This is a genomic window from Rhizobium sp. UFLA01-1127, assembly GCF_059803845.1.
Genome location: NZ_JAUQTZ010000035.1, coordinates 18,563 through 34,703 on the forward strand (window position 1 = coordinate 18,563; position 16,141 = coordinate 34,703).

General features: G+C 59.8%; 15 protein-coding genes. 6 read left to right on the forward strand and 9 right to left on the reverse strand.

What is annotated here, in order from left to right; genetic code table 11:
• Positions 1-33: 33 nt before the first annotated feature.
• The 7 genes from Q4Q11_RS11415 to Q4Q11_RS11445 form a co-directional block, all read right to left on the reverse strand.
• Positions 34-1,419, reverse strand: coding sequence for an FGGY-family carbohydrate kinase (locus Q4Q11_RS11415; protein ID WP_112512679.1), 1,386 nt, complete (start codon positions 1,417-1,419; stop codon positions 34-36).
• Positions 1,416-1,742 (reverse strand): L-rhamnose mutarotase, encoded by a 327-nt coding sequence (gene rhaM / locus Q4Q11_RS11420; RefSeq protein WP_112512678.1) that lies wholly within the window; start codon positions 1,740-1,742, stop codon positions 1,416-1,418. The genes Q4Q11_RS11415 and rhaM overlap by 4 nt, the downstream gene beginning before the upstream one ends.
• The gene (locus Q4Q11_RS11425; RefSeq protein WP_112512677.1) at positions 1,739-2,755 is read right to left on the reverse strand and encodes an ABC transporter permease; all 1,017 of its coding nucleotides are present in this window, start codon (positions 2,753-2,755) and stop codon (positions 1,739-1,741) included. Before Q4Q11_RS11425 ends, rhaM begins: the two co-directional genes overlap by 4 nt.
• A complete protein-coding gene (locus Q4Q11_RS11430) occupies positions 2,752-3,756 on the reverse strand; it encodes an ABC transporter permease (RefSeq protein WP_498569538.1) in 1,005 nt (334 codons plus the stop codon). Before Q4Q11_RS11430 ends, Q4Q11_RS11425 begins: the two co-directional genes overlap by 4 nt.
• A 112-nt stretch (positions 3,757-3,868) precedes the next feature.
• Entirely contained in the window at positions 3,869-5,404 is a 1,536-nt protein-coding gene (locus Q4Q11_RS11435; protein WP_498569539.1) for a sugar ABC transporter ATP-binding protein, read from the reverse strand.
• Positions 5,405-5,478: 74 nt separating this feature from the next.
• A complete protein-coding gene (rhaS, locus tag Q4Q11_RS11440; RefSeq protein WP_112342357.1) occupies positions 5,479-6,474 on the reverse strand; it encodes a rhamnose ABC transporter substrate-binding protein in 996 nt (331 codons plus the stop codon).
• A gap of 55 nt (positions 6,475-6,529) precedes the next feature.
• Entirely contained in the window at positions 6,530-7,342 is an 813-nt protein-coding gene (locus Q4Q11_RS11445) for a DeoR/GlpR family DNA-binding transcription regulator (RefSeq protein WP_112512675.1), read from the reverse strand.
• A gap of 207 nt (positions 7,343-7,549) precedes the next feature.
• Here Q4Q11_RS11445 and Q4Q11_RS11450 point away from each other — a divergent pair, with 207 nt between their 5' ends.
• Together Q4Q11_RS11450 and rhaI are read left to right on the forward strand one after the other, a co-directional pair.
• Positions 7,550-9,646 carry a bifunctional rhamnulose-1-phosphate aldolase/short-chain dehydrogenase gene (locus Q4Q11_RS11450; protein WP_112512674.1) on the forward strand — a complete coding sequence of 699 codons (2,097 nt, stop codon included), beginning with the start codon at positions 7,550-7,552 and terminating at the stop codon, positions 9,644-9,646.
• A 228-nt stretch (positions 9,647-9,874) separates the two neighbouring features.
• Positions 9,875-11,167 carry an L-rhamnose catabolism isomerase gene (gene rhaI, locus Q4Q11_RS11455; RefSeq protein ID WP_498569540.1) on the forward strand — a complete coding sequence of 431 codons (1,293 nt, stop codon included), beginning with the start codon at positions 9,875-9,877 and terminating at the stop codon, positions 11,165-11,167.
• Positions 11,168-11,209: 42 nt separating this feature from the next.
• Here rhaI and Q4Q11_RS11460 read toward each other — a convergent pair whose 3' ends face one another.
• On the reverse strand, positions 11,210-11,920 hold the full coding sequence (locus Q4Q11_RS11460; protein WP_112512672.1) for a helix-turn-helix transcriptional regulator: 711 nt from the start codon (positions 11,918-11,920) through the stop codon (positions 11,210-11,212).
• A gap of 100 nt (positions 11,921-12,020) precedes the next feature.
• Here Q4Q11_RS11460 and Q4Q11_RS11465 point away from each other — a divergent pair, with 100 nt between their 5' ends.
• Positions 12,021-12,419 (forward strand): VOC family protein, encoded by a 399-nt coding sequence (locus Q4Q11_RS11465; protein WP_498569541.1) that lies wholly within the window; start codon positions 12,021-12,023, stop codon positions 12,417-12,419.
• 312 nt (positions 12,420-12,731) lie between these two features.
• Positions 12,732-13,523 carry an aldolase/citrate lyase family protein gene (locus tag Q4Q11_RS11470; protein WP_112512670.1) on the forward strand — a complete coding sequence of 264 codons (792 nt, stop codon included), beginning with the start codon at positions 12,732-12,734 and terminating at the stop codon, positions 13,521-13,523.
• Positions 13,524-13,674: 151 nt separating this feature from the next.
• On the opposite strand, the gene Q4Q11_RS11475 is transcribed toward Q4Q11_RS11470, so the two are convergent.
• Positions 13,675-13,824: a hypothetical protein gene (locus Q4Q11_RS11475; protein ID WP_498569542.1), complete on the reverse strand. Its 150-nt coding sequence runs from the start codon at positions 13,822-13,824 to the stop codon at positions 13,675-13,677.
• Between the two features lie 21 nt (positions 13,825-13,845).
• Between Q4Q11_RS11475 and Q4Q11_RS11480 the strand changes: the two genes are divergently transcribed.
• A complete protein-coding gene (locus tag Q4Q11_RS11480) occupies positions 13,846-14,493 on the forward strand; it encodes a hypothetical protein (protein WP_498569543.1) in 648 nt (215 codons plus the stop codon).
• Positions 14,494-14,855: 362 nt separating this feature from the next.
• Positions 14,856-16,076 (forward strand): MFS transporter, encoded by a 1,221-nt coding sequence (locus tag Q4Q11_RS11485; protein WP_498569544.1) that lies wholly within the window; start codon positions 14,856-14,858, stop codon positions 16,074-16,076.
• Positions 16,077-16,141: the final 65 nt, after the last annotated feature.

The following is a 16,141-nucleotide window of genomic DNA, read 5'->3' on the forward strand; positions in this document are numbered from 1 at the left end:
AGCGATTGGGCGATCCATTGAACCGCTGATCGCCTAACCGTCCAAAGCGCGACGCCAGGCTTGCTTATAGTGCAGCAATCCCGGAAAATCCGCGAGGATCGATTCATTTTCCGTCGCGGAAAATGGCCGAACTCCCGTCAGCAGGGCTGCACCCTGGCTTGTCCCCGTCGACCCCGGCAAGGCAATGACGCTCCGGCCGGTTAGCGCGGCCAGCGCAACGAGATAGGCACGGTTGAGAGCAAACGGACCTTCGACGAAGGTCGGCCCGTTGGCTCCGATCAAATCAAGGCAAGCTTCCGTCATCATGGATAGGTAAAGGCTGACGGCCGCCAGACGTTCGGCGGCATCGGCTTCGGAAGCGCCGACCCATCGCCTTTTCCTGCCCGGAAATGGGCCGGACCCTTCGACGACGTTGGGCAGCAGCATGAGACCTTTCCTGATCACGGCCTCAAGAGCGGCTTCGACCGCATCGGATGATGCGATGCCGATTTCTGCAGACAGAATCTCGAACTCGCGGCCGCCCATGAAACGTGCCGACGGCACGGCGCGGCCGTAGGCATCGACATTTGCTAGCGCATCGCGCTCGGGATCGAGATGATCCAGATCGCCACCGACACCGAAACTGATCACCCAGGTTCCCGTCGAGACGACGGCAAAGGGAGCTTCGTTCTCTACCAGATGCGGCAGAAGCGAGGCGTTGGAATCGTGAATGCCGCAATAGACGGGCACGGCTTTCCCCAAGCCGATTTTTGCGGCGAGCGGCGGCAAGATCGGTCCAAGCGCATCGAAAGCTGAGCGCACCGGCGCCATCAGTGCGCGGAGACCAAGCGTGTCGACGAGCGAGGAGTAGCTTTGCGTGGTCGGGTTCCACAGATCGGTGTGGCAGCCGAGCGAGGTCACTTCATTGGCGGCGACGCCACTCAGGCGGAATGCCCAGTATTGCGGATAGGTCAGGATCGTGGCGACGCGGTTGAAATCGGCGGGAAAGGTGCTTTTCAGATAGTGGATCTGCGCGCCGACATTGAGCCCGACCGACAATCCAGGTGAAAACGTTTCGGCGAAGCCCGGCCGCAATTGCGCATAGGCATCCTGAACGGCTTGCGGATAGCCATGCTCATAGTCGAGAACGGGCATGGCCAGGCTACCGTCGCCCGCGAGCATCGCCACACAGGCGCCATGCGTCGTGATCGAAATGGCATCGAATCCAGGCGTGCGGACAAAACCCTCGAGAGCTGCAGTAATGAAACCCCACAGCCTTTCGATATCATAATGCGGATAGGGGCCTGACCTCAGGACGCTGTTCGCGGTCTTGACGGCGGCAACCTCGGCGCCAGTCACGGCATCCAGCACGACGACCTTGGCGTTGGTCTTGCCGATATCGATGACGGCGATGTGGCGGTACGCTGTCTCGTTGCTCATGGCAGATAAAAGACCGGGACGAGATCGCTCTGAACGGGCGAATTATCGGGATTGGTCGCCATGATGTCGGCCATATGCGCCCACCATTTTTTCATGACGGGGTGCTCGGGCAGGCTTGCCATGCCGTGATGCTTCGGCCGCGTCAGGACCCCGAAGAGTGTGTTCGTCTCACGGTCGAGATGGATGGAATAATCGCTGACACCGGCCTGATGCAGCAGGTCGACAAGTTCGGGCCAGATTTCGTCGTGGCGCTTCCTGTATTCCGCTTCCATGCCCGGATTGAGCGTCATCTTGAAAGCGTGGCGTTCGAGAGCAGCGGTCATTTGGAGCTCATGGTCCTGATGCGCCGGGCGACGATCGGCAGCGCGATGGTGATGATGAGAAGGAGGCCGATGAAGATCGACATGACGATGCCGGGAACGTTGAGCAGGCCGAGGCCGAAGGTCACGAGGCCCATGACGAAGGCGGCGATGACGACGCCGCCGATCGTGCCGGAGCCGCCGAGGATCGACACACCGCCGAGCACGACCATCGTCACCACCTCCAGCTCCCAGCCGAGCGCGATCGAGGGACGTGTGGAGCCGAGGCGCGAGGTGAGGCAGACGGCGGCAATGCCGCTCATGATGCCCGTCAGGAGAAACAGGATGAATTTCACCCGCTCGACCGGAATGCCGGAGAAACGCGCGGCGAAATCATTGTTGCCGATCGTATAGACCTGGCGCCCAAAATTCGTTGCATGCAGCAGGATCGCAAAAGCGATCGCCAGCACGATGAAGAGCACGAATTCGAAGGAGAAGACCCAGATGACGTAGCCCTGGCCGAAATAGGCGAAACTATCCGGATAGCTGCCATAGGCTTGGTCGCCAAGCACGATGTAGGAGATGCCGCGAAACAGGCTCATCGTGCCGATGGTGACGACGATCGACGGCAGCTTCATCACGGAAACCAGGAAGCCGTTGAAGATGCCGCAGACCAGGCCAACGCCGAGGCCGATCGCGACAAGGCCGGGCGTGCCGACGCCCAATTGAGCCGCAGCCCCCATCGCCGTCGAGGCGAGTGCGATGATCGCTGCGACCGAGAGGTCGATTTCACCTGATATGACGAGCAGCGCCATGGCAAAGGCGATCATCGCCTTTTCGGTGAAGTTGAAGGTGGCGTCCGACAGATTGAAGGGATCAAGGAAATAGGGCGAAGCCAGCGAATTGAAGATGAAGATCGCGACCGCGACGCCGAAGAGCAGCGTTTCCCAGCTCGACAGGATACGCTTGAAGGGGGTGCCGAGGCGATCCGGAATGGCGCGCTTTTCCGCCGTTGCCGCTTGCGAACCGTTGCTCATGCGTGTGCTCCCTCACTGGCGGTGTCCTTTGCGGCCTGATCGCGCAGGATGATGCGGCCGCGGTTACGTTCGCGGCGGGCATTGAAGACGACGGCAAGTATGATGACGGTGCCTGAGATCGCCATCTGCGTGAACGGCGAGATGCCGATGACCGGGAGCGCATTCTTGATGACCCCGAGGAAGAGGGCACCGAGCACGGCGCCGGCGACGGAACCGACGCCGCCGGCAATCGAAATGCCGCCGATGACGCAAGCCGCCACGCTATCGAGCTCGAAGCCGTTGGCGATATCGACATAGGCCACCGCATAGCGCGAAACCCAGAGGTAACCGCTTAGCCCGGCGAGCGCGCCCGACAGAACGAAGGCGAGGAAGCGCGTCCAGCCGACGTCGATGCCGGCATAGACGGCGGCAACCGGATTGCCGCCGCTGGCATAGGCCGAGCGGCCGAACTGGGTGTAGCGCAGCAGCAGATACATCATCAGCACGATCGCGATGCCGATCCATGCAAGCACCGGCAGGCCAAGAAGCGGCGTGCGCGGCACGTTCAGGAAGATCGGCGTGAACTGATGCGCATTGACCCAGGCGCCGCCCGACAGCACGAAGGCCATGCCGCGATAGATCGTCAGGGTGCCGAGCGTGACGACGATCGGCGGAATTTCGAGCGCCCAGACGAGATAGCCATTGATGGCGCCGAGGACCGCGCCCATCAGGATCGCCATGATGACGAGTGCGGCCAGCGGAATGCCGGGATAGGCTGCGTTCAGCATCGCAACCGCCATACCCGTCAGCGCCAGATTGGCAGCGACGGAAAGATCGATCGATTTTGTCAGGATGACGGTCATCTGGGCAAGCGCCAGGATGATGAGGATCGATGTGTCGTTGAAGATATTGGCGAGATTGGCAGGCTCGGCAAAGCCGGCCGCACGCGTTGCGAAGCTGGCGATCATCACGACGATGATGATGGCGAGCAGAGTTTCGCGCTTTTTGAGGATGCGTGGCATCCCGTCCTCCCTAGAGCATCTTGCAGCCAGGTGTTCTCACCTGGCGCCGCAAAAATGCGGCAAAAACAAACAGAGCGAGCGTTCCGGCCGATCGGAGAAAAGCCATGACGCTTTATGCGTTGCCCGTGGCGGCGCGCACCAAGGTTTCCGGCGTCAGCCCTTCGCGTTCGAACAGGCCCGCGGAAAGGCCTTCCTTCATGACCAGTACACGATCCGACATGCCGAGAATCTCGGGCAGTTCGGAAGAGATCATAATGATGCTGAGACCGTCGGCCGCGAGCTCGCTGATGAAGCCATGGACGGCCGCCTTCGAGCCGATGTCGATACCCTTGGTGGGTTCGTCCAGAATGATGATCTTCGGCTGCGTCGCCAGCCACTTGCCGATGACGACCTTCTGCTGGTTGCCGCCGGACAGCGTGCCGACTGGCACGGAAAGGGCGGCGGCGCGCAAATCGAGCCTTTCAGCGTATTTGCGGGCGAGTGCGAATTCATTGGCAGCCTTCAGGAAACCCTTGCGCGAGGTGCGGCCGAGCGAGGGCAGCGACATGTTCTGATAGATCGGCATCGGTAGCGCCAGGCCATGGCGACCGCGTTCTTCCGGCACATAGACGATGCCGGCGGCAATGGCATCCTGCGGCGAGCGCACGTGGATTTCCTGTCCGTCGAGCGTCAAGCGTCCGGAGAGCGGCCTGGTGATGCCGAAGAGCGATTGGCAAAGCTCGGAACGTCCGGCGCCGATCAGCCCGTAGACGCCAAGGATTTCGCCGCGCCTGAGCTTGAAGGAAATATTGCGGAATTCCGTGCGGTGACAATATTTGTCCACCTCGAGAACGGTTTCGCTGATCGTGACGGGCACTTTCGGGAAGGCATCCTTGACGTCCCGTCCGACCATCATCCGGACGATTTCGTCCTGCGGCGTCGCCTTCAGATCGCCGTGACCAACGTCGCGGCCGTCGCGGAAGACGACGAAATTGTCGGCGATTTCGTAGAGTTCATCGAACTTGTGGCTGATGAACAGGATTGCCTTTCCTCTTGCCTTCAGGCCTTCGACGATGCGGAAGAGATCGTCGATCTCCTTGCGGGAAAGGGCTGCAGTCGGCTCGTCCATGATGACGATGCGGGCCTCGATCGACAGAGCGCGTGCGATCGCCACGAGGTGGCGCTGCGCGATGGAGAGGTCTTTCAATCGGATTGTCGGATCGATCGCGCTTTCAAGGGATTGCAGGAGTTCTTTCGACCGGCTGTTCATCGTCTTCCAGTCGATGGTGCGCCAGGATGTGCGCGGCGCATGGCCGAGGAAGATGTTTTCAGCAACGGTCAGCTCGTCGAAGAGTACCGTCTCCTGATGGATGGCCGTGACGCCGGCATCGATGGCGGCTTGCGCATGGGCAAAAGCCGTCGGTTTGCCATCGACGAGGATTTCGCCTTCGTTCGGACGGTAGATGCCGGTCAGGATCTTGACCAGGGTCGATTTGCCCGCACCGTTCTCGCCGATCAGGGCTGTGACCTTGCCGGGATAAAGCGAAATGCTGACGCCATCCAGCGCCTTGACGCCTGGAAAGATCTGGGAAATGCCGCGCATCTCCAGGATGGCCTGATTGCTCGCGGCTGGTGTGCCCGCTAGGGAACGTTGAAGGACTGTGGTCATCAGCAATGTACCGGATCAATGAAACCAGGTCCGGCGGCTGACGCCGCCGGAGAGCTGCGGATGCTTGTCTTCGATCAGAAAACCTTGGAGAACTGATCGATGTTCGAAGCGTTGTAGACGAACGGATCGGCCATGGCGGCTTCGCCGTTTTCGCCAACCTTGATCTTGCCCATGCGGCCGGCATTGATCTCGCTGCCCGGCTTGCCGTCGGTCTCACCCTTGACGAGGCGGTAGGCGATCTGCGTTGCAGAATAGCCGAGATCGATCGGGTTCCAGATCGCGAATTCCTTCGTCGCGCCGGACTTGATGGCGCCGGCCATTTCGGACGGCAGGCCGAGACCGGTCACATAGACCTGGCCGATCTTGCCGGCATCCTTGACGGCTTGCGAAGCGGCCAGCACGCCGACGGTCGTCGGAGCGACGATGACCTTGACTTCCGGATGCGAGGTCAGGAGGCCCTGGGCTTCACGATAGCTCTTGTCCGAGAGGTCGTCACCATAAACCGTCGTGACCAGGTTGAGGCCCGGGAAGTCCTTCAGCTGCTTCTTCATCTCGCCGATCCAGATGTTCTGGTTCGTCGATGTGGTCGTTGCCGACAGGATGGCGAAATTGCCCTTGCCGCCGTCGAGATGATCCTTGGCGAGCGTCAGGCACATCTTGCCGATCAGCTCGTTGGACGAAGGGTTAAGCTGCAGGATGCGGCCGGCCTTGGCAACGCCGGAATCCCAGGAGATCACCTTGATGCCGCGCTGCGTCGCCTTCTTGAGGGCCGGGACGACCGCGTCGGGATCATTCGCCGAGATCGCGATGGCATCGACGCCCTGTGCGATCAGCGAGTTGATCACTTCGATCTGGCCTTCGGCCGTGGTGGAGGTCGGGCCGGTGTAGATCACCTGCACGCCGCCAAGATCCTTGGCTGCTTCCTGGGCGCCCTTGTTGGCGGCCTCGAAGAAGCCGTTGCCCAGCGACTTCACCACGAGGCCGATCTTGACGTCCTTTGCACTTGCCGCGCCGGCGAAAAGCGTGGCGGCGAGCGCAACGCCGATCGCCAGTTTCTTTGCTATATTCATGTCAGTTCCTCCCAAAGTTGATTAGGCTATGCTCACCCCGTCTGAGCCATGTCTCCTATGCGACCGACGGGGAATCTTCCTCCTCGGCCTCAGCCGAAACATTTGCGATAACAAGCGAAATGCCCGCATCTTCGATCATCCGCACGGTCTCGGCCGAAATGCCGTCATCGGTAATGATGGTCGAGACCTGTTCGAGCGGGCAAAGGATCAGGCTGGAGCGCTGGCGGAACTTGCTCGAATCCACCATCACGACGAGTTCGTCGGCCTGGCGCATCAGCTTCTGTTCGCTCTGGATGACCAGCGCATCGGCTTCCATGACGCCGAGAGGGCCGATGCCCTGGGCGCCGATGAACATGCGCCGCGCATAGAAATTCCGGATCGTATCGTTGTCGAAGGGGGAGAGGATCAGGCTCTGTTCGCGATAGATCGCGCCGCCCGGCACCGTCACCGTGTTCTTCGAATGCTTGACCAGATGTTCGGCGATGGCGAAGGAGTTGGTCATCACCTGCAGCCGGAAGGCCGAGATATAATGCACGAGCTGGAACGTGGTGGTGCCGCCATTGATGATGATGGCGTCGCCGGGATTGCAGAGTTCGGCCGCCTTGCGCGCAATTGCGCGCTTCCTATCGATATTGACCGCTTCGGATACACGAAACGGACGGGCCGCCAGATTGCCGAGCTGCGGAGGATGGATCGATTCCGCGCCGCCGCGCACGCGCCGGATCTTTCCCTGAACATGCAGGGCGGCGATATCACGGCGTATCGTCGCTTCCGAAGCCTCGGTCAGCTCGGAAATATCCTGAATCGTCACGACGGACTTTTCCTGTACGGCGCTCAGAATAATGCGATGGCGTTCACGTTCGTGCATCGGCTCCTCCTTGTCGGCGGTTATTTCGCAAATATGACAATGTGTCAATCACAAACGATCATAAACTTTCATACTGCATCGCAGCATTATCGAATTTGATCGTTTTCGATTGACAAGGTGACTATACGTGAGCGATACCCTGCTCACAAAGGGCGGCTCCATCATGATCCGGTCCGCTCGCAAGACTTGATTTCAAGGGAGGATGACATGGCGGCTGAGGTTCAGCTTCTGAAGAACCGTTGGGATGATGCATATGCGGCCGGCTTGGATGAGCCGGGCAAGCTGCTTTATCGGTCGAATCTGCTCGGTGCCGACAAGCGTATCACCAACTATGGCGGCGGCAACACATCGGCCAAAGTCATGGAAACCGATCCGCTCTCCGGCGAAAAGGTGAGGGTACTCTGGGTCAAGGGCTCCGGCGGCGATGTCGGCACCATCAAGCTCGACGGTTTCGCCACACTTTATCAGGACAAGTTGGACAGCCTGAAGGACATCTATCAGGGCGTTTCAGACGAGGATCGCATGGTCGGCTTCCTGCCCCATTGCACCTTCAATCTCAACGCCCGCGCCGCGTCCATCGATACGCCGCTGCATGGTTTCGTGCCGTTCACGCATGTCGACCACATGCACCCGGATGCCATCATCGCCATTGCCGCCTCGAGGAACTCGCGCGAGCTGACGCGTGAAATCTTCGGCGAGGAAATCGGCTGGCTTCCCTGGCGCCGTCCCGGCTTCCAGCTCGGGCTCGACCTTGAAGCCTTCGTCAAGGCGCATCCGAATGCCAAGGGTGTCGTCCTGGAAAGCCATGGTCTTTTCACCTGGGCCAATGATGCCAAGGACTGCTACGAACTGACGCTTGCCATCATCAACAAGGCGATCGAATGGTTTGCCGCCAAGACGGAAGGCAAGACCATTTTCGGCGGCGCCGTTGTCGAAAGCCTGCCGCAGGCGGAGCGCCGTGCCATCGCTGCCCGGCTGATGCCCGAGATCCGCGGCCGGATCGGCAAGGTTGAACGCAAGCTCGGCGATTTCGACGACCAGAATGCGGTGCTCGAATTCGTCAACTCCAAGAATCTTCGTCCGCTCGGTGCGCTCGGAACCAGCTGCCCGGATCACTTCCTACGCACTAAAATTCGTCCGCTCATCGTCGATTTCGATCCGGCAAAGCCCGATGTCGATGCCGTCATTGCCGGTCTCGACAAGGCCCTGGAAGATTACCGCGCCGATTACGCGCGCTATTACAATGATTGCAAGCATGACAACTCGCCTGCCATGCGCGACCCGAATCCGGTGATATTCCTCGTTCCCGGCGTCGGCATGCTGTCCTTTGCCCGCGACAAGGCGACCGCCCGCATCGCCGGCGAGTTCTATGTCAATGCCATCAACGTCATGCGCGGTGCCTCCACCGTTTCCGAATATCAGGGCCTGCCGGAGCAGGAAGCTTTCGATATCGAGTACTGGCTGCTGGAAGAGGCAAAGCTGCAGCGCATGCCGAAGCCGAAGAGCCTCGCCGGCCGTGTGGCCTTCGTGACCGGCGGTGCCGGCGGTATCGGCCGCGCCACGGCCGCCCGCCTGATAGGCGAGGGCGCCTGTGTCGTTCTGGCAGACATCGACCAGGCGGCGCTGGAGAGCACGCAGGCCGATTTCGCCAAGCGATATGGTGCCGATGCAGTGCGCAGCGTCAAGCTCGACGTGACCGAGGAAGATGCCGTCATCTCCTCTTTTGCCGAGGCTTGCGTCGAATTCGGCGGCGTCGACATTCTGGTCTCGAATGCCGGCATCGCCTCGTCCGCGCCGATCGAAAGCACCGAGCTTTCGATGTGGAACCGCAATATCGATATTCTCGCGACCGGCTATTTCCTGGTTTCGCGCGAAGCCTTCCGGCTGTTCCGCCGCCAGAATCTCGGCGGCAACGTCGTCTTCGTCGCGTCGAAGAACGGTCTGGCCTCCTCGCCGAACGCCGCCGCCTATTGTACGGCAAAGGCTGCCGAAATCCATCTGGCGCGGTGCCTTGCACTCGAGGGCGCGGAAGCCGGCATCCGCGTCAATACGGTCAATCCGGATGCCGTTCTGCGCGGCTCGAAGATCTGGAATGGCGAATGGCGCGAGCAGCGCGCCGCTTCCTCGAAAATCGAGGTGGACGAGCTGGAGGAACATTACCGCAAGCGCTCGATGCTGAAACTGAACGTCTTCCCCGAGGACATTGCCGAGGCGATCTACTTCCTGGCTTCGGATCTTTCCGCCAAGTCGACCGGCAATATCATCAACGTCGACGCCGGCAACGCGCAGAGCTTTACGCGGTAGTTAGCTGCATTTTTCCTTCTCCCCAGCGGGGAAAAGGTGGCCCGAAGGGTCGGATGAGGCGGAAACGCGACAGACACGATTCTATCTTTCGCTCACGCTCAAGATGATCGTCGCTGTGCTCCTTACCCCCTCATCTGCCCGTTGGGCATCTTCTCCCCGCTGGGGAGAAGAGGGGAAGAGACAATCGAAACGCCGTAACGGTTCGAATGACGTACACGGGAGGAAAGAATGGCCGAGTTTAGAATTGCGCCCGATCTGGTCGCAGCAGAAAACGACAAGCGCGCCGCCGCGCAGAAATCCGACTATGAGGCGCTTGGCGCCGCGCTCGCCCGCCGCGGCGTCGATATCGAAGCTGTGACCAAGAAGGTTTCCGAATTCTTCGTTGCCGTCCCGTCCTGGGGCGTCGGCACCGGCGGCACGCGTTTTGCCCGCTTCCCCGGCAGCGGCGAGCCGCGCGGCATCTTCGACAAGCTCGACGACTGTGCCGTCATCCAGCAGCTGACCCGGGCAACGCCCAGGGTTTCGCTGCACATCCCCTGGGATAAGTCCGATCCGCGCGAACTCAAGGCCAAGGGCGATGCGCTCGGCCTCGGCTTCGACGCGATGAACTCCAACACCTTCTCCGATGCGCCCGGCCAGGCGCACTCCTACAAGTTCGGTTCGCTGAGCCATGTCGATGCGGCGACCCGCGCCCAGGCCGTCGAGCACAACATCGAATGCATCGAGATCGGCAAGGCGATCGGCTCGAAGGCGCTGACCGTGTGGATCGGCGACGGCTCGAACTTCCCTGGCCAGACCAATTTCACCAAGGCGTTCGAGCGCTATCTCGCCGCCATGGCCGATATCTACAAGGCGTTGCCGGATGATTGGCGGCTGTTTTCCGAGCACAAGATGTATGAACCGGCCTTCTATTCGACCGTCGTTCAGGATTGGGGCACCAATTACCTGATCGCCCAGACGCTCGGACCCAAGGCGCAGTGCCTCGTCGATCTCGGTCACCACGCGCCGAATACGAATATCGAGATGATCGTCGCGCGCCTCATCCAGTTCGGCAAGCTCGGCGGTTTCCATTTCAATGATTCGAAATATGGCGACGACGATCTCGATGCCGGTGCCATCGAGCCCTACCGCCTGTTCCTCGTTTTCAACGAGTTGGTCGATGCCGAACGACGAGGGGTCAACGACTTCAATCCGGCTCACATGATCGACCAGTCGCATAACGTGACGGACCCGATCGAGAGCCTGATTTCCAGCGCCAACGAGATCCGCCGCGCCTATGCGCAGGCGCTGATCGTCGATCGAAAGGCATTGGACGACTATCAGGAAGCAAATGACGCGCTGATGGCGTCGGAAACGCTGAAGCGCGCCTATCGCGCCGATGTCGAGCCGATCTTGGCCGAGGCACGCCGTCGCGCCGGTGGCGCCATCGATCCGGTCGCCACCTATCGGGCGAGCGGCTATCGCCGCAAGGTCGCAGCCGAACGTCCAGCCTCGGTCGCCGGTGGCGGCGGAATCATTTGAGACCATCGGGTGCTGGCCGATGATGGCGTCAACACCCGATACTTACCCTTTCCGTCCGGATTTCTGGAGTTCCGCCTCTCGCCAGACAGACCAGCGGCGGCGCAGTTCGCCTGGCCGCAAGCCATGACTTTCATCGAGCATATCAGCCTTGAGAATTCGCTCCGTGCGGAAATGCCGGAAGCCTTGCCGTAGTTCGCACCATGCCACCAGAATGCGGCTCGTGTCGGAATAGCCGAGGATTACTGGCCGCACCGTCCTTACGGTTTCTTCGTCCCTGTCGGAGCGATAGAACAGGCGAAGTTTTCTCCCTTCGCGGATTGCTGTTCGGAGCATCGACGGATCGATGTTTTCCTTTTCGGTCCCCTGAATGACCGGTTTGGCGCCGACGCTGGGCTCGACGATGAAGGGGCGCAAATGGGCGGGAACAACCGCGGTGATCTTCGCAACGACATCGCGTGCGGCATTGGCAAGAGCTTTGTCGGCGCGGCCCGCAACCCACTGTGCCCCAAGGACGACCGCCTCGATTTCTTCGGGGGTCAACATAAGCGGCGGCATTTCATAGTCCGGCGAGAGCAGATACCCGAACCCTGCTTCTCCCTCGATCGGGACCCGTTGGCTCATCAGATCGGCAATGTCGCGATAGACCGTGCGCTTCGAGGTTTCGAGCTCGTCTGCCAGCGTGGCGGCGGTTACCGGCCGGCTCGAGCGCCGCAATATCTGTATGATTTGAAACAAACGGTCGGCGCGACGCATCTACTGACTCCTGCTGCCAGTATGGTGGCAACAGCCTTATGCGACAAGAGCCCTCGAGCCGTCAACGATGGGGTTGGCGGGTGCTTTGAAGGAGTCTCCGATGAAACTGGCATCCACGCGTCTGATCGCTTCAGATATCAAGAAGATGGTCGGCTTTTATGAGATGGTCACGGGTCACGCAGCCGAGTGGCTGGCGCCGGTCTTTGCCGAGATCGTCACCCCCTCGGCTGCGCTCGCGATCGGAAGCGCCGAGACCGTTGCACTGTTCCGCGAGGGCAGCGCTGAACCCTCAGCCAATCGCTCGCTCGTCATCGAATTCCAGGTCGATGATGTCGACGCCGAATTTTCCCGGTTGAAGGATAAGGCGGAAGTCGTGCACGAACCGAAGCTGATGCCATGGGGCAATCGGGCGGCACAGATCCGCGATCCCGAGGGAACACTCATTAGCCTCTACACACCGGTCACAGATTTTGCGAAACAGCGTTTTTCGAGGCGTTGAGCGTTCGTGCAACGCCGAAACGGCAGGATCGTTCATCTCGAATCATGCCTCGACCACCTGTCGATACGTTCATTGGCTAATCGATCAAAGTATCTGCATATTTGTCATGGTCGTCTGACAGATTTGAAATCGCTTTCCGGTTCGGCAGCCGAGACTGTCGGAGCTGTGCTTTGCCGATTTGTATCCGTCGAATGTGCACTTTCGAGTGGCTCGACAAGGGGAATTGAGTATTGTTGCTTGCAACGGTTCGCCGTGAATTGGCGGCTGAGGCTGTCTTCAAAGATCGGGCTTGTTGATAGGTGAGGAAAGACGATGACGACTGACATTGACGGTTTTGCCGGGCGCCTGAAGCGCCGCGAGAATGGCGGCATGATCTCCGGCTGGGTCGGCATACCCGACGCGATGCTCGTCAACCATCTGGCGCAGGAGGATTTCGATGCCGTCGTTTTGGACATGCAGCATGGCATGTGGGACATGGAGACCGCTGCAAGCGGCATCGCCTATGTGCGCCTCGCCGGCAAGCCGGCAGTAGCCCGCATTCCAGTCGGCGATTTTGCCGCTGCATCGCGGCTTCTTGACGCCGGCGCTTCCGCCATCATCGCGCCGATGATCAATTCTGCCGATGACGCCCGCGCCTTGGTGAAGGCGACAAAATATCCGCCGCTCGGCGAGCGCAGCTGGGGGCCGTCGCTTGCTCTCAATCATTTCGGCCTAGCAGCCGAAGATTATCTGCAAAGCGCAAATAGCCTGACTGTTACCATCGCCATGGTCGAAACCAGAACCGCTCTTGACGCGATCGATGAGATTCTTGCCGTTGACGGTATCGACGGCGTCTTCGTCGGGCCGTCCGATCTTTCCATCGCGCTTTCGAACGGAGCGCGGCTTGCGCCTAACAGCGCGGCAATCGATCAGGCGCTTGCGACCGTGCTCACGCGCTGCCGCGCGCACGGCAAGGCGATCTGCGCCTTCGGCAGCGATGGCGATCGCGCCGGACAATACTTGAAGCTCGGCGTTGATTTGGTCATCGCCGGCACTGAAACGGCGCAGTTGCGGACAGGTGCGCGCGCCGCCATCCAGACCGCACGCAACGTCATTCAATCGTAGAATGTCGGCTTGGCGATGAACAGGCTGCCCGGGAACATTTCCGGGCATGCCCATGCGGCATATGTGATGCTGATCTGCCGTGTCGGGGGGGTCCATCGGTATCGACCAGAACGGCAGGCGCAAAGAGTTCGGCCGACAAGCGGTGGGGTCGCTAGTTCACGAGCTTTACGTAGCAAGGCCTGTAATTCTCTAAACCGCAGCCGCCGCCGACGGCCTGTGCCGGCGTGATCGTGTTTTGAATGGCGATCACTGCAAGTGCTACGGCGATGATTGTCAAGACGGTTTTTGTATATTTGTCCATGAGATTTCCCTACGGAATAGAATGGCGAATGATATACAGCTTATAATTGATTTTATGGAAGTAAATCCCCTGGGTTGCAGTTTGGCTTATTGGCCTGGATATTCGATCGGCAGCTTGAAAGCATGCCGATATCGGGTCGGCGCGTCACCTTGCGGACCGTTGCCATGGCTCGGTTATGACAGCCAAGCGTGCGCTGAAGGAGTGATCCCGCTTTTGAAGCGAATCCTCAAGTCGCCGCTTGCTTTTGCCGTTTGCGTCCTAAATCTGTCTACAGTCGTGCGGAAGGAGGTCGTCATGATCAAATCGCTGGCATTCATCAGTCTTGTCGTGATGCCGGTTGCGGCTTTCGCGCAATCAGCCGATCTTGAAGCAACCTGCAAAACCGTAGCCAAGAACTTCTTCCTGTCGGACGGTCTTGCGATTGGTGCTGTCCAATCCTTTCCGGAGCTGAAGCCGCCCGGCGTGCGCATGGCCTATTCCACCCGGCAGGGAACGTCTCCCGCCGAGATGACCGACACGTTCGAATGCGAATTCGACAAGCCTGACAAACCCCATAATCTCGCAAAGTTTTGCGTATCGAGCACGTGTTATACGCCGAATGACAGCGATGCGGACCGCAAGCGGCGGTTCGAAGAGATGCGCATCCTTTTGCAGCGAGCAGAAAAGTAGACGCATGAACACGAAAGGTGCCGGCTGTTGCTTCCTTTCGGGATCTGGATTGCGGTAACTTTTGCGGCAGCAGACATTGCAGGTGCGCGAATGTGTGTGGGCAAGAGATAAGGCGCCTGCACAGCTTGCGACGCATGCTTTGCGGGCGTCGGCACGAGTTCCGCGATACTCGGGCTTGCGGGCATGGTTTGCCTGCTGACAGCTTCACTCCGATCGTGACCGCGCCTTCAGTTCGGTGGGAACTCATGGTGTCGTCACGGGTTTGGAAGCTCAGGGCCGGATGAATGCCAGCCATCGAACCGATGCGTTGTTCTTTGCCAAATCTCTCATGCTCGCGGTGAAGGCAAACGAAGATATCTGCGATGACCACGATTGCCGATCAAAAAACCAAGACAGAGTCGAACGATACCGCCGCCTTTATGGTGGTCGCCGCTATGATGGCGGTCATGTTTATGGGCAGCACGCTCGTGACGCCCCTTTACGCTTTGTATCGACATGCCTTCGGCTTCTCGGAATTCATCTTGACCCTGGTTTATGCCGTTTACGCCGTCGGCAATTTCGTCGCCCTTCTCATATTCGGACGGTTGTCCGATGAGATCGGCCGCAAACCGATCGGGCTTACAAGCCTTGGACTGGCGGGCATCAGCACGCTGATTTTCCTGGCCGCTTTGAGTACAGGCTGGCTGTTTTGGGCGCGAATGCTCAGCGGATTCGGTGTTGGACTTGCCTCCGGTACGGCGGCGGCGTGGCTTGCGGAACTGGATACGGCTGAGCAAAAATCCCGCGCCACTCTTATCACGTCGAGTGCCAATTTCATCGGAATAGCCCTCGGGCCTTTGGTGTCGGGTGCTTTGGCCCAATATGCGCCTTGGCCGCTGCATCTTTCCTTTCTGGTCTATTTGGCTGTCTTGGCGATCATCGGCGTACTGGTCGCACGCACGCGGGAAACGGTGGAAATGCCGCGCCGGAGCTGGCGGGCGGTTTCCTTGCGGCCGAGGCTCGGCGTTCCGACGGAATTGCGGGTTTCTTTCATCGCGCCGGCCGTTACCGCCTTCGCCACTTTCGCCGTCATCGGCTTTTATGCGGCACTCCTTCCAACCATCCTTGCCGAGAGCCTGCACCAGACGAATGTGGCTGTCGGCGGGGCCGTTGTGTTCGAGCTGTTCCTTGTCGCAACCCTCGTGACGATCGTCACACGGCAAATTGAAAGCCGCCTTGCAATGCTGAGCGGGTTGGTGATGCTTCTGCCGAGTCTCGCCCTGCTCGTTCTGGCGCAGGTGCTTGGCTCGACCTTTATCCTGCTCACCGGAACCGCGCTGAGCGGCTGCGCCGCGGCCCTCGGCTATCGCGGTAGCCTTCAGGTCGTCAATAAAATTGCGCCTGAAGAGCGGCGGGCGGAGGTCGTTTCCAGCTATTACGTCGCGATGTTTCTCGGCAATTCGGTTCCGGTAATCGGGGTTGGTCTGATGACGGTTATTGCCAGTGCGAACGTCTCCAGCCTTGTCTTCGCTTGCGTCATCGCGCTATTTGCGGTCGGCGCTCTGGCGACGGGTATCAAATATACCCCGCAGTCCCGCCGCTGAACGGGACCTGGCAATTGCAACATGGGGTCGCCGGCATCCCTTCGAGAAATTCAGATAATCACCGA

Excerpts from the sequence above, each read along its gene's own strand:
- Q4Q11_RS11415 (WP_112512679.1), bottom strand. The coding sequence starts at position 1,419 with ATGAGCAACGAGACAGCGTACCGCCACATCGCCGTCATCGATATCGGC.
- rhaM (WP_112512678.1), bottom strand. The coding sequence starts at position 1,742 with ATGACCGCTGCTCTCGAACGCCACGCTTTCAAGATGACGCTCAATCCG.
- Q4Q11_RS11425 (WP_112512677.1), bottom strand. The coding sequence starts at position 2,755 with ATGAGCAACGGTTCGCAAGCGGCAACGGCGGAAAAGCGCGCCATTCCG.
- Q4Q11_RS11430 (WP_498569538.1), bottom strand. The coding sequence starts at position 3,756 with ATGCCACGCATCCTCAAAAAGCGCGAAACTCTGCTCGCCATCATCATC.
- Q4Q11_RS11435 (WP_498569539.1), bottom strand. The coding sequence starts at position 5,404 with ATGACCACAGTCCTTCAACGTTCCCTAGCGGGCACACCAGCCGCGAGC.
- rhaS (WP_112342357.1), bottom strand. The coding sequence starts at position 6,474 with ATGAATATAGCAAAGAAACTGGCGATCGGCGTTGCGCTCGCCGCCACG.
- Q4Q11_RS11445 (WP_112512675.1), bottom strand. The coding sequence starts at position 7,342 with ATGCACGAACGTGAACGCCATCGCATTATTCTGAGCGCCGTACAGGAA.
- Q4Q11_RS11450 (WP_112512674.1), top strand. The coding sequence starts at position 7,550 with ATGGCGGCTGAGGTTCAGCTTCTGAAGAACCGTTGGGATGATGCATAT.
- rhaI (WP_498569540.1), top strand. The coding sequence starts at position 9,875 with ATGGCCGAGTTTAGAATTGCGCCCGATCTGGTCGCAGCAGAAAACGAC.
- Q4Q11_RS11460 (WP_112512672.1), bottom strand. The coding sequence starts at position 11,920 with ATGCGTCGCGCCGACCGTTTGTTTCAAATCATACAGATATTGCGGCGC.
- Q4Q11_RS11465 (WP_498569541.1), top strand. The coding sequence starts at position 12,021 with ATGAAACTGGCATCCACGCGTCTGATCGCTTCAGATATCAAGAAGATG.
- Q4Q11_RS11470 (WP_112512670.1), top strand. The coding sequence starts at position 12,732 with ATGACGACTGACATTGACGGTTTTGCCGGGCGCCTGAAGCGCCGCGAG.
- Q4Q11_RS11475 (WP_498569542.1), bottom strand. The coding sequence starts at position 13,824 with ATGGACAAATATACAAAAACCGTCTTGACAATCATCGCCGTAGCACTT.
- Q4Q11_RS11480 (WP_498569543.1), top strand. The coding sequence starts at position 13,846 with ATGGCGAATGATATACAGCTTATAATTGATTTTATGGAAGTAAATCCC.
- Q4Q11_RS11485 (WP_498569544.1), top strand. The coding sequence starts at position 14,856 with ATGACCACGATTGCCGATCAAAAAACCAAGACAGAGTCGAACGATACC.